This is a genomic window from Ruegeria sp. BC1 (assembly GCF_056539305.1).
Map to the genome: position 1 here is coordinate 441,181 of NZ_JBQFUT010000001.1, position 12,846 is coordinate 454,026.

A 12,846-nucleotide genomic window follows, 5' to 3' on the forward strand; every position below is an offset into this window, starting at 1 on the left:
TTTATGGCTAAAAACAGAAAACCCGAGGCCGACAGGCTGCCAATTAGCCAACGTATCGACAGCCGTATGCCAAATCCCAAACGGCGCGAGATGAGCCCGACGGAATGGGCGATCAAGGGCGAACTGATCCTGAACTGTTCTTGTGATGTATTCTGTCCCTGTGTCGTGTCCCTGGGCGCGCACCCTCCTACCGAGGGCCACTGCCATGCATGGATGGGTGTAATCATCGACGAAGGTCACTATGAAGGTGAAGACCTGTCAGGTCTGAATGTTGGTCTGTTGGTCGATATCCCCGGTCGCATGGGCGAGGGCCAGTGGAAAGTGGCAGCCTATGTTGATGAGCGTGCCAGCGGAAAAGCCTATAACGGGCTGTTGCAGATCTTCAGCGGGCAGGCGGGTGGCACAACGGGTCTGTTCACCATGCTGGTCAGCGAGATCATCGGGGCCGAGCGTGCTCCGGTCCAGATTGAGCGTGATGGCAACAAGCGTCGTATCGTGATCGGTCGAAAAATTCAGGGTGAAATTGAAATGCTTGCGGGTAAGGACCCAGAGCACCCGGTTATGGTCTCGAACTCAAAATACTGGATGGGGCCGGACATCATCGTGGCGCGTGGAACCAAATCGCGGGTGCGTGACTATGGTCGCGTCTGGGACTTCGGTGGGAAATCAGCTGAAATATGCCCGATTGATTGGCAAGGACCCAAGTGATGATCACGGGTGCATATGCGCGGGAGATGGCGCAATATAATCACTGGCAAAACAAACAATTATGTGGGTTTCTAAAAGCGCTGCCGACAGAGGAATTAACCAAAGAGCGCGGTGCATTTTTTGGCTCGATTATGGGAACGGCAAACCATTTGCTTTGGGGTAACTGGATCTGGGTGTCCCGGTTCGACAAACGGGAAGGACCAGGCGGTGGTATTCCCGAAAGTGTTTCGCTCTGCACCAGTCTGGAGGAATGGATTCCGCTGTGTGATACGGTTGACCGTCGCATCTCAGATTGGGCAACCACGTTGGGCGACACTCAGATAACCGGTGATTTCAAATGGTATTCGGCCGCTAAAGAAGCTGATGTTACAGTGCCTTATGCTCGATGCGTAATCCACATGTCTAACCACCAGACGCACCACCGTGGACAATTGCATCAGATGCTGACCGAAACCGGATCAGCCGCGCCTGTCAGTGATCTGGTCTTTATGCCAGCGGAGGTTTGAATGCCGCAGATTTCTTTGTCACGTCGGCTGCGACGTACTCCGTTCTCTGATGGGGTCGAAGCAGCAGGGGTGAAAGCATACACCGTATATAACCGTATGTTATTGCCTACGGTTTTCGAAAGTGTCGAGGCGGATTATCGGCACCTGAAATCTCATGTTCAGGTTTGGGATGTATCGTGCGAGCGCCAGATTGAACTTCGCGGGCCGGATGCGTCGCGGCTGATGCAGATGCTGACGCCTCGGGATTTGCGGGGGATGCTGCCGGGTCAATGTTACTACGTACCCATCGTCGATGAGACCGGCGGCATGCTGAACGATCCCGTAGCGCTAAAATTCTCTGATGATCGTTGGTGGATATCGATTGCCGACAGTGACCTTTTGTTGTGGGTCAAGGGAATCGCCAACGGATATCGTCTGGATGTTTTGGTGGATGAACCGGATGTTTCACCTCTGGCCGTGCAGGGACCGAAGGCGGATGAACTGATGTCACGCGTCTTTGGCGACCGTGTGCGCGACATCCGGTTTTTCAAGTTCGACAAGTTTGAATTCGAGGGCCGTGAACTGGCGGTGGCGCGGTCAGGATATTCAAAGCAGGGCGGATTTGAAATTTACGTCGAAGGCTCCGACATCGGAATGCCGCTTTGGAACGCAATGTTTGCCGTGGGCGAGGACCTGCAGGTGCGTGCGGGATGCCCCAACCTGATCGAGCGTATCGAAGGTGGGTTGCTGTCTTATGGCAATGATATGACCGACGACAACACGCCTCATGAATGTGGTTTGGGAAAATTCTGCAACACACATACGGCCATCGGCTGCATTGGGCGGGATGCTTTGCTGCGCGTCGCGAAAGAAGGGCCAGTTCAGCAGATTCGACCAATCGCCATTGACGGTGCCGCTGTGCCACCCTGTGATCGACCCTGGCCCGTGCTTTCGGATGGAAAAAGAGTTGGGCAGGTGACGTCGGCCGCGTGGTCTCCGGACTTTGAAACCAATGTGTCCATCGGCATGCTGCGGCTGGGTTATTGGGATGCAGGAACGAAGATTGAGGTGGAAACGCCGAACGGTATGTGCCGCGCAACTGTGCAGGAGCGGTTCTGGATTTGAGATCGGGAGGGGGATCTGTCCCCGTCGCTGTGCGACTCTCCCAGGATATTTTTTTGCCAGGTGAAGTACGGGTCTGGCGCCAGGAAAACGAAAGGAAAGATCAGATGTTCAACGCATTGGTGATGGATAAAGATGAAGAGAGTGGCTTGGCCAGCCCATCGGTAAAGAAGTTGTCAGCTGATGATTTGCCCAATGGCGAAGTGACCGTGGCGGTAGAATACTCAACTGTGAATTATAAGGATGGGCTGTGTATGTCTCCTAAAGGCGGGGGACTGGTACGCAACTATCCGCATGTTCCTGGGGTTGACTATGCGGGAACAGTCGAGGCGTCTTCTGATGAGCGCTACAAGCCGGGGGACAGGGTCGTTTTAACCGGGTGGCGCGTTGGTGAGGCCCATTGGGGCGGGTATTCACAGAAAGCAAACGCGTTGGCCGATTGGCTGGTTCCATTGCCCGACGGGCTGGATTCGCGACAGGCCATGGCGGTAGGGACGGCCGGATTTACGGCTATGTTGGCAGTCATGGCGCTTGAGGATCATGGGTTGGAGGCCGGGCATGGGCCAGTTCTGGTCACTGGTGCGGCCGGTGGCGTCGGATCGGTAGCGACTGCGATTCTGGCCAATTTGGGTTATGAGGTTGCAGCTGTGACCGGTCGCCCAGAGACAGGCGAGTATTTGAAATCCTTGGGCGCCACGACGATCGTTCCGCGGGAAGAACTGAACGAAACCACCAAACGTCCGCTGGAAAGCGAGACGTGGTCAGGTTGCGTTGATGCAGTTGGCGGTGAAATGCTGGCCCGTGTGCTGGGGCAAATGAAATACGGTGCTTCAGTTTCAGCAGTTGGATTGGCGGGTGGGGCGGCGCTGCCAGCGTCTGTCATTCCGTTCCTGCTGCGCGGCGTGAACCTGTTGGGCATCGACAGCGTTATGCAACCCTACGACAACCGCGTGCGGGCCTGGCAGCGCATTGCCACGGATCTGCCGATGGACAAGCTTGAAGCCATGGTTCAACCAGCCACTCTTGGAGATCTGCCTCAGCTGGGCGCGGATATCCTAAATGGTCAAGTCAAAGGGCGCGTAGTCGTCGATGTAAACGCCTAGTTTGTTGTGCAACTTGCTTCCGGTCGGCCAATGCGCCGGCCGGGGCTAGTTCCTTTGAAAAGACCTCGAAAATGCCAGAAACACCTCTGGTCATTGTCTCAATTCCACAGCATCATTGCTATACATCCCAATTGTGATGGCTTAAGAGCCATGCAAACAGCACCTGAAGACGGGGAGTGAGCAGAATGTCTGACGATTTCGTACTGGATACCGATGATCTGAAGCGCCGCATGGAAGGCGCCATGTCCAACCTTAGAACCGAGTTTGCTTCACTTCGGACTGGACGAGCATCGGCATCGATGCTGGAGCCTGTTATGGTAGACGCTTACGGGTCGATGACGCCCATCAATCAGGTGGGGACGGTCAACGTGCCCGAGCCGCGAATGGTTACCGTCAACGTTTGGGATAAGGGTCTTGTTGGAAAAGTCGAAAAGGCCATCCGGGAAAGCGGCCTGGGGATCAATCCTCAGCTTAACGGCACAATCATCATGCTGCCGATCCCTGAATTGAACGAAGAGCGCCGCCGTGAATTGGGCAAGGTGGCCGGACAGTATGCGGAACATGCCCGCGTCTCGATCCGGAATGTACGTCGCGACGGTATGGACCAGATCAAAAAGGCTAAGGCCGACGGCATGTCAGAAGACGATCAGAAGCTTTGGGAAAGTGAAGTTCAGGATCTGACCGACGAAATGATTAAAACCGTTGATGCCGCGCTTGAAACCAAGCAAGCCGAGATCATGCAGGTCTGAGACCGGACTATGCTAAACGCCCCGCATACTGAGGCCACGCTTGGGCCGCGCCATATTGCCATTATCATGGACGGGAATGGACGCTGGGCGCAGGCCCGTGGCAGACCCAGGCTGTTCGGGCACCATGCCGGTGCAAGACGGGTGCGAGAGGTTGTTGAAGCCTGCCCAGGACTGGGCGTCAAATACCTGACAGTTTTTGCGTTCTCGACGGAAAATTGGAAACGCACTCAGGCTGAGGTCGCCGGTTTGATGAGCTTGTTCCGGCGCTACATCATCAAGGAAACCCGAACGCTCAAGGAAAATGGGATCAGAGTTCGGTTCATTGGCGACCGTGTGCGCCTTGATACGAAACTTACCGGCCTCATGGATACGTTGGAAGAGGAAACCAAAGATAACGATCTGGTTCATCTGACCATCGCCTTGAACTATGGCGGTCGTGACGAGGTCGCCCGGGCGACCAAACGTCTGGCACGGGATGTAGCGGACGGGAAACTTCGCCCGGAAGACGTCAATGAGGAAACGCTACCGAAATACCTGGATACGCACGTGTTGCCAGATCCCGATCTTGTTATACGCACCAGTGGCGAGGCGCGCATTTCGAACTTCCTTCTCTGGCAGTCGGCTTATTCTGAGTATGAATTTATCGACACGCTTTGGCCCGACTTTACAGCGGCCGAGCTTGAAAGGCTTTGCCGAAACTTTGGCACGCGCGAACGTCGCTTTGGGGCCGTTACAGCATGAGCGACGGACGATGGTCTGATTTGACCGCCCGGGTTCTTTCGGCTGCGGTATTGGTCGTAATTGGCTCTGTCGAAGTTTGGCTGGGCGGGTTGTGGTTCGAAACGTTCATCGCAATTGCCTGCGGCCTGATGACCTGGGAATTGGTCCGGATGATCAACCCGGACAGGTCCGGTTTGGCGATCCAACTTGCCATCCTGACTGGTGTCGCAGTGATCCTCAGCTATCACGTGCCGCCAATGTACAAACTGCCGATTCTGTTGGCACCGGCATTGGTCGGGGCAGGGCAGATTAAGCAATCAAAAGTTATCTATGTGCTTTTTGCCGTGTGGATAGCGGCCGCCGGTCTGGGCTTTATTTCGATCCGTGAAAACATGGGTTTCGGTTGGATGGTCTGGTTGATTTCGGTCGTCGTCGCGACGGATGTGGCTGGGTATTTTGTGGGCAAAACCTTTGGCGGTCCTAAATTCTGGCCTAGGGTGAGCCCCAAGAAAACCTGGTCTGGCACGGCCGGTGGATGGGCTGCGTCTGCTATTGTCGGTGCGGTGTTTGCCTTTCATGCCGGTTTCGGGTTCATGTTTGTGGTGATCTCAGTGCTCGCTTCGATGGCCAGCCAGGCCGGTGATATCGTCGAAAGTGCGACCAAGCGGAAATTCGGGGTCAAAGACAGTTCGAACCTAATTCCGGGGCATGGAGGCTTTCTCGACCGGTTCGATGGGATGATGGGGGCGGCACTGTTCGTTCTAATCGCAGGTCTGCTGTACTCCCCCGGAGGGATGTGATGCGCAGGGTATCCATTTTGGGATCAACGGGATCCATTGGGCAAAACACCATCGATTTGATCGGCCGCGATCCGGCCGCTTATGACGTCGTCGCTTTGACGGGTGGTGCAAATGTCGAAAAGCTAGCAGATGACGCGCGCCGTCTGAACGCGGATCTGGCCGTAACCGCGCATGAAGACCGTTTGGAGGACCTGCGAGAGGCGCTGGCAGGCAGTGGCGTAGAGGCTGCGGCAGGTTCCGCTGCATTGACCGAAGCAGCGGCGCGCCCAGCAGATTGGGTGATGTCCGCCATTGTCGGAGCAGCCGGGCTACGACCCGGCCTGGAAGCATTAAAGCAAGGCGCGACGCTGGCATTAGCGAACAAGGAGACACTGGTTTGCGCGGGTGCTCTGGTTCTTAAGACTGCTCAAGCCCATAGCGCGCGCCTGCTGCCAGTGGACAGCGAACATTCGGCGGTGTTTCAGGCGCTTGTCGGCGAGGATATGGACGCAGTTGAGCGTATCATTATCACGGCCAGCGGCGGTGCCTTCCGAGATTGGCCGTTAAACGATCTGGCAAGCGCAACCGTCGAGCAGGCGTCAAGCCATCCAAACTGGAACATGGGCCAGCGGATTACCATCGACAGTGCGTCGATGTTTAATAAAGCACTTGAGCTTATTGAAACCAAAGAATTCTTTGGTGTTTCCCCGAGCCAGATCGAAGTTTTGGTGCACCCGGAATCCATCGTGCACGCGTTGGTTGGTTTCAATGACGGTGCGGTCATATCGCATATGGGGGCACCAGATATGCGCCATGCAATCGGCTATGCTCTGCATTGGCCCGATCGTCGGGATCTGCCGGTCGAGCGCCTGGACCTGGCTAAACTGGGCCAGTTGCGCTTTCAGGAACCGGATGAGGCACGTTATCCGGCATTGCGCCTTGCTCGCAACGTGATGGAGCGTGGCGGGCTTTCCGGCGCTGTCTTCAATGCCGCCAAAGAACGTGCGCTGGATCATTTCATCGCCCGTCGGATCGGTTTTCTTGAAATGGCTGGTATTGTCGAGATGGTTCTAGACAAGTTTGAGACCACAGGAGGCCTTATTGATGCCCCCTTAGACCTTGATAACGTACTGCGAACAGACCATCTGGCACGTAAGTGGGCTGACGAGACCATCACCCAGAAAGCAGGATAGAACCTTGGACGTACTCTCTCTGATCCCTCAATTTGGCAACCTGCTTTACACAATCATCGCCTTTGTGATCGCGCTGTCAGTTATCGTCGCGGTGCATGAATATGGCCACTACATTGTGGGCCGTTGGTCCGGTATCCATGCCGAGGTTTTCTCGATCGGTTTCGGTCCAGTCCTGTGGAGCCGCATGGACAAACGCGGTACCCGCTGGCAAATCGCCGCACTGCCTTTTGGCGGCTACGTCAAGTTCTTGGGAGATGCCAACGCCGCTTCGGGCAAAGATGAAGAGGCGATGCAGGAGATAACCGAACAAAGTCCAGAAGAATTAAGGCGCACAATGCATGGCGCTCCGTTATGGGCGCGGACGGCTACGGTTGCTGCTGGTCCTATATTCAACTTCGTGATGTCCATTGTCGTCTTTGGTCTCATTTTCCTGTCGCAGGGCGTAACCAAAGAGCCATTGACAGTTGGCAAGATGTTCCCGTTGCCCGGATCGGAACAAGAGCTGCTGGAGGGAGACGAAATCGTCGCTATCGCCGGTGTTCCTGTCCCGGATTTTGGCCAGGATGGAGCGTGGAGAGAATTTACCGATGCCCTGCCGGTGAAGCCCAAGTTGGATTACACCGTACTCCGTGACGGGCAAACGCTGGATGTATCCGGTCCTTGGTTGTACCCGGCATTGATTCAACAGGTGGCTCCGCGCAGTGCCGCTATGGATATCGACCTGAAATCCGGTGACGTTATCACTGCTGTGAACGGCGACCCCATTTTTGCCTTTGAGCAACTCAAGGAACACGTAGAAGCGTCGGACGGCAAGGTCCTGTTGCTGGACGTCTGGCGCGACGGGGCCGAGCTGGAATTCGCTTTGGCACCACGTCGAACAGATGAGCCGCGACCTGAAGGTGGCTATGTAACCCACTGGCGTATTGGGATTGTTGGCGGTATGGTTCTGGAGCCCGCAACGGAACCTGCGGGGATTTTGACGTCATTGTCTGGCGGCGTTCAGCAGACGATGCGGATCATCAACGGCTCGCTTTCGGGCATCTGGCACATGATTACCGGGGCAATCAGCACCTGTAATATGTCAGGCCCCATCGGTATTGCTGAAACGTCGGGCGCTATGGCCAGCCAGGGGGCACAGAACTTTATCTTCTTCATTGCCGTTCTTTCGACAGCGGTGGGTTTGTTGAATTTGTTTCCTATCCCGGCATTGGATGGCGGGCATCTGGTTTTTTACGCATACGAGGCGATCGCAGGTAAACCACCCAGCGATGGCGTGTTGCGTGTCCTCATGGGGGTGGGCGTGTCGTTGATTTTGGGGTTGATGATATTCTCGGTCTCTAACGATCTGTTCTGTTGAAGATGGCGCGGATTGTAACGGCTGTGCCGTAATTCCGCCGCATTCCTCGTGTAGCGTTTTGGGCGTAAATAAATTCGTGTCAGAGGTTGAGATGACAAAGGCCCTGCGTAAATCAGTTAAAAGCTTTGGGTTTCTGTTCGTACTGAATTGGGACTCGATCCTGTTCTTTGGTGCAACCGCTGTTGCGATGGCTGGATGGGCCTATCTCATCACGATGTGATTCTCACATCCTTTTAAAAACTACTCTTGGCGGCCTTCGGGGCCGCTTTGTGGTTTTTGGTCTTTTGACAAGTATAAATATTCTCGCTACTCAGCAAATAAGTCCAAAAAATATCGGGTAGTGAAATTATGACTGATAGGCGAGGCGCGGGCATATCCTGCGGAGGTCGGGAGCCTGAAAACAAGATTTTGTGGCGATCACTAGCGTTTATTTTCCTTTTTGTTGTTGTGAGTTTAACGTCCCTGCCGCACTCGGCATGGGCGCAGACTTACGTCATCAATTCGTTCGATGTTGAGGGTAACCGACGCATTGAAACATCAACGATCATCGCGCGAACGGGGATCGAACCAGGTCAGACTGTAACCGCCGGAGAGTTGAACGATGCGTTCCAGCGTTTGCTTGACAGTGGTGTTTTTGAAACAGTCGAACTGACGCCGCGTGGCAGTACGCTGGTGATCGAGGTTGAGGAATATCCTACGATCAACCAGATCAGTATTGAGGGTAACCGCCGTGTAAAGGACGATGTTCTACTCGACGTGATCTCGTCTGAACCTCGGCGTGTCTTCACGCCTCAGGTTGCAGAAGCGGACGCGGATTTGATTGCCGAAGTTTACTCTTCACAGGGGCGTGTCTCGGCGACCGTTATCCCCCGCATCATTCGCCGCAGCGATAACCGCGTCGATCTGGTGTTCGAGGTTGCGGAAGGTACAACGATCGAGGTGGAGCGCGTGAGCTTTGTAGGCAACCGCGCCTTCTCGGATCGTCGTTTGCGTCGTGTACTGGAAACAAAACAAGCCAACATTCTGCGGACCTTCCTGCGGAGCGATACGTTCATTGCCGATCGGATTGAATTCGATAAGCAGGTCATCCGGGATTTCTACCTGTCGCGAGGCTATGTTGATTTCCGTGTAAACAGCGCCAATGTCGAGTTCACCCGCGAACGCGACGCGTTTTTCCTGGTGATGAATATCACCGAAGGCCAAAAGTTCTCGTTCGGCAAGATTTCTACGGTCAGCGAAATTCCTGGGGTGGATGCTGCGGCCTATCAGAATTCGCTAAAGGTACGGCCCGGCGTAACCTATTCGCCGTCGTTGGTCGAAAGCTCTATTGCACGATTGGAACGTTTGGGAACTAAACAAGGCGTCGATTTCCTGCGGGTTGAACCGCGGGTTACCCGGAATGCGCGCGATCTGACACTGGATGTTCAGTTTGTGCTGACCAGGGGGCCTCGGATTTTCGTCGAACGGATCGATATCGAAGGCAACACCACAACGCTGGACCGTGTCATCCGCCGGCAGTTTGATACCGTGGAAGGTGACCCGTTCAACCCACGTGAGATCCGGCAGGCTGCCGAACGAATCCGGGCGCTTGGGTTCTTCTCCGTCGCGGATGTTGAGCCGCGCGAAGGCTCAACACCTAGCCAGGTGATTGTGGATGTGGACGTCGAAGAACAACCGACCGGTTCGCTGAGCCTCGGCGGTAGTTACTCGGTATCTGATGGTATCGGGATTGCAATCGGTTTGAGGGAAACCAATTTCCTTGGTCGTGGCCAAACTGTCGGCCTCAACTTGTCGACGGCACAGGAATCCGAACAATACGTTCTGACTTTCACCGAACCGTATCTGTTGGGTCGCAGGCTTCAATTCGATGTAGGGTTGGGTCTGTCTGCGACAGACTCGAGCTTTGCAAGTTACAACACCGAGACTTTGTTTTTCCGTCCTCAACTGAGCTATGCCATTGGCGAACTATCCTCGTTGAGGCTGCGTTACGGCTGGGAAAACAGCGAGATGACTCAGCAGGGTGATCAGGTCAACGGTGCGGTGATCGCTTCGGAGATTGCGCAAGGAGAGCGGTCAACCAGTTCGCTGGGTGTCTCGTACGTGTATGACAGTCGCCTTGGGGGGTTGAACCCGAACGCTGGCGTGTTGTTTGAGGTTGGAGTTGATGCCGCCGGTTTGGGTGGCGACAACGAGTACTTCAAGTCTACTGCCCGAGGAATTGCCCAGACCCGTGTTTGGAATGAAGAGGTCGTGCTGCGTGCATCCCTTGAGCTGGGTGCATTGCATTGGCAAGGGGATGACTTCAGCAGGACGTTGGATCGATTTGTTTTGGGACCCAACATATTCCGAGGCTTCGAACCTGCGGGTATTGGCCCACGTGACCTTTCAAACGGTCAGGATGATGCAATCGGCGGCAACTACTACTGGGTCGCGCGGTTCGAATCCGATTTCCCGCTGGGTCTCCCTGAGGAGCTCGGACTTCGAGGCGGTGTGTTCTATGATGTTGGCAACCTCTACAACATTAACAATGTAGACACGACGGGTGCGAATATCGTCGGCGCGGACGGCTCGATCCGTCACGTCCTCGGGGTCTCGGTCCTGTGGGAAACTCCATTTGGACCACTGCGCTTCAACTTCTCGCAAGCTGTGAAGAAAGAAGACTTTGACAAAGAGCAGAGTTTCGACCTGACCGTTCAAGCGCGGTTCTGATCCTGAATGATGAGTCGCATGTACATGAAACCGCAGGGTCCTATATGGGCCCTGTGTGTTTTTATTATTCTTTCTCTCGCGTCCGTTGCAACGGCGCAGCAGCTCGGGGTCCCACAGAGCAGTGTATTGACGTTGTCCAGTGAACGGCTGTTTTCCCAGTCCGCTTTCGGGCAGCGTGTTCTGAGCGAAATCGAGGCTGATAGCGCCTTGCTTGCGGAAGAAAACGAACGGATCGTCGCCGAACTAAGCCAGGAAGAACAGGATCTGACGGTAAAACGTGGGGACTTGGAGGCAGAAGACTTTCGGCCCCTCGCGGAAGCTTTTGATAAGAAGGTCCAGTCACATCGGGAAGGACAGCGCGCAAAGTTGGACGCGTTGGCACGCCGCAGTGAAGAGGCACAGCAGAAGTTCTTTGAACTGGTTCAACCAGTGTTGATTGATCTTTTGCGTGAGACTGGGGCGACGATTATCATCGAGCGTTCAAATGTTTTCCTAAGTTCTGACCGCACCGACATAACTGACGCTGCCATTGCCCGGATTGATGCCGAAATTGGCGACGGAAGCACCCTAGAAAACGAGGCTAGCGAATAGGTTCGCTTGCCCTGAAGGCGCGGTATTGCTAACCACGCGTCAAATTGAAATCCAGAACGGGACAACCATACTATGACCACGGAAACCAAGAGCGCCGACATTCAGCTGATCCAGCGGATATTGCCGCACCGCTATCCGTTTCTGCTGGTCGACAAGGTGGTGGACATTTCGGGGTATCAGTCGGCGGTTGGTATCAAGAATGTCACCATGAACGAGCCGCACTTCCAAGGCCACTTCCCTGGAACACCGATCATGCCGGGTGTCACGATTGTCGAGGCAATGGCGCAGACGGCCGGTGTCATGCTGGGTGTGGGCATGGATGTGATCGACAGTGAGCTGCTGATCTATTTTATGAACATCGACAAGTGCAAATTCCGCCGCAAGGTAGTTCCGGGTGATGTGCTTGAAATGCACGTCGAAACCGTACGCGGCAAAAAAGGCGGCAAGATTTTCAAGTTCAGCGGTCGCGCGACAGTAGATGGTGAGGTCGCAGCCGAGGCCGAATTCTCGGCTTATGTCGACTGGGACATGGAAAAAACAACATGAGCCGCATCCACCCAAGCGCAATTATCGAAGACGGCGCACAGATTGGTGAGGGCTGCATCATTGGACCGCTCTGCTATATCGGCAGCCAGGTTCATCTGGGTGATCGGGTAGAACTCAAATCTCATGTTGTGGTGACCGGAGACACTTCGATTGGCGACGAAACCGTTATCTTTAATTTCTCGGTAATCGGTGAAATTCCGCAGGATTTAAAATTCGGCGGAGAAAATACGCGGCTGGAAATCGGAAAACGGAACCGAATTCGTGAGCATGTGACGGTGAATACCGGCACCGAAGGTGGCGGCGGTGTGACCCGGATCGGAGATGATTGCCTGCTAATGGCGGGTGTCCATGTGGCCCATGACGTGCAGATCGGGAACCGTGTGATCATGGTGAACCATGCTGGGGCGGCGGGTCACTGCGTCATTGAAGATGACGTGATCGTCGGCGGTATCTCGGGTTTGCACCAATGGGTTCGTGTCGGTCGTGGTGCGATCATCGGCGCGCTGACCATGGTTCCAAAGGATGTTATCCCGTACGGTCTGGTTCAGGCCCCTCGCGGCGAATTGGACGGGTTGAATTTGGTCGGTTTGAAACGCAAGGGGGTATCGCGCGAAGATATCTCTGCCCTGCGTGCTGCATTCAGGGAACTCTCGACCGGCGATGGGACGTTTATGGAGCGTGCCCATAGGGTCGGAGCTGATAACGAAAGCGAATACGTACAGCGTATTGTAGATTTCGTCACAGGTCATTCGGACCGGTCTTTCCTAACACCGGGGAAGTAGTC

14 protein-coding genes are annotated in these 12,846 nt (G+C 54.8%); all 14 read left to right on the forward strand.

Annotation, left to right across the window (positions count from 1 at the left end; all coding sequences use genetic code 11):
* Positions 1 to 3 precede the first annotated feature (3 nt).
* The 14 genes from ACR0IY_RS02155 (at position 4) to lpxA (ending at position 12,844) form a co-directional block, all read left to right on the forward strand.
* Positions 4 to 708, forward strand: a complete 705-nt coding sequence (locus ACR0IY_RS02155; protein WP_480670210.1) for a DUF1326 domain-containing protein — start codon at positions 4 to 6, stop codon at positions 706 to 708.
* Positions 708 to 1,214 (forward strand): DinB family protein, encoded by a 507-nt coding sequence (locus ACR0IY_RS02160; RefSeq protein ID WP_480670211.1) that lies wholly within the window; start codon positions 708 to 710, stop codon positions 1,212 to 1,214. The genes ACR0IY_RS02155 and ACR0IY_RS02160 overlap by 1 nt, the downstream gene beginning before the upstream one ends.
* Positions 1,215 to 2,318: a dimethylsulfoniopropionate demethylase gene (locus ACR0IY_RS02165; protein ID WP_480670212.1), complete on the forward strand. Its 1,104-nt coding sequence runs from the start codon at positions 1,215 to 1,217 to the stop codon at positions 2,316 to 2,318.
* 104 nt (positions 2,319 to 2,422) lie between these two features.
* The gene (gene acuI / locus ACR0IY_RS02170; RefSeq protein WP_480670213.1) at positions 2,423 to 3,418 is read left to right on the forward strand and encodes an acryloyl-CoA reductase; all 996 of its coding nucleotides are present in this window, start codon (positions 2,423 to 2,425) and stop codon (positions 3,416 to 3,418) included.
* A gap of 185 nt (positions 3,419 to 3,603) precedes the next feature.
* Complete coding sequence (gene frr, locus ACR0IY_RS02175; protein WP_480670214.1) at positions 3,604 to 4,167, forward strand: ribosome recycling factor; 564 nt, start codon at positions 3,604 to 3,606, stop codon at positions 4,165 to 4,167.
* Between the two features lie 9 nt (positions 4,168 to 4,176).
* A complete protein-coding gene (locus ACR0IY_RS02180; RefSeq protein WP_480670215.1) occupies positions 4,177 to 4,908 on the forward strand; it encodes an isoprenyl transferase in 732 nt (243 codons plus the stop codon).
* Positions 4,905 to 5,687: a phosphatidate cytidylyltransferase gene (locus ACR0IY_RS02185; protein ID WP_480670216.1), complete on the forward strand. Its 783-nt coding sequence runs from the start codon at positions 4,905 to 4,907 to the stop codon at positions 5,685 to 5,687. The genes ACR0IY_RS02180 and ACR0IY_RS02185 overlap by 4 nt, the downstream gene beginning before the upstream one ends.
* A complete protein-coding gene (dxr, locus tag ACR0IY_RS02190; protein WP_480670217.1) occupies positions 5,687 to 6,859 on the forward strand; it encodes a 1-deoxy-D-xylulose-5-phosphate reductoisomerase in 1,173 nt (390 codons plus the stop codon). The genes ACR0IY_RS02185 and dxr overlap by 1 nt, the downstream gene beginning before the upstream one ends.
* A gap of 4 nt (positions 6,860 to 6,863) precedes the next feature.
* On the forward strand, positions 6,864 to 8,216 hold the full coding sequence (rseP, locus tag ACR0IY_RS02195; protein ID WP_480670218.1) for an RIP metalloprotease RseP: 1,353 nt from the start codon (positions 6,864 to 6,866) through the stop codon (positions 8,214 to 8,216).
* A gap of 91 nt (positions 8,217 to 8,307) precedes the next feature.
* Positions 8,308 to 8,436, forward strand: coding sequence for a hypothetical protein (locus ACR0IY_RS02200; RefSeq protein ID WP_480670219.1), 129 nt, complete (start codon positions 8,308 to 8,310; stop codon positions 8,434 to 8,436).
* A gap of 128 nt (positions 8,437 to 8,564) precedes the next feature.
* Positions 8,565 to 10,925, forward strand: a complete 2,361-nt coding sequence (gene bamA / locus ACR0IY_RS02205; RefSeq protein ID WP_480670220.1) for an outer membrane protein assembly factor BamA — start codon at positions 8,565 to 8,567, stop codon at positions 10,923 to 10,925.
* Positions 10,926 to 10,949: 24 nt separating this feature from the next.
* The gene (locus ACR0IY_RS02210) at positions 10,950 to 11,516 is read left to right on the forward strand and encodes an OmpH/Skp family outer membrane protein (RefSeq protein WP_480670221.1); all 567 of its coding nucleotides are present in this window, start codon (positions 10,950 to 10,952) and stop codon (positions 11,514 to 11,516) included.
* A 72-nt stretch (positions 11,517 to 11,588) separates the two neighbouring features.
* On the forward strand, positions 11,589 to 12,062 hold the full coding sequence (gene fabZ, locus ACR0IY_RS02215; protein ID WP_170677032.1) for a 3-hydroxyacyl-ACP dehydratase FabZ: 474 nt from the start codon (positions 11,589 to 11,591) through the stop codon (positions 12,060 to 12,062).
* Positions 12,059 to 12,844 carry an acyl-ACP--UDP-N-acetylglucosamine O-acyltransferase gene (lpxA, locus tag ACR0IY_RS02220; protein ID WP_480670222.1) on the forward strand — a complete coding sequence of 262 codons (786 nt, stop codon included), beginning with the start codon at positions 12,059 to 12,061 and terminating at the stop codon, positions 12,842 to 12,844. Before fabZ ends, lpxA begins: the two co-directional genes overlap by 4 nt.
* Positions 12,845 to 12,846: the final 2 nt, after the last annotated feature.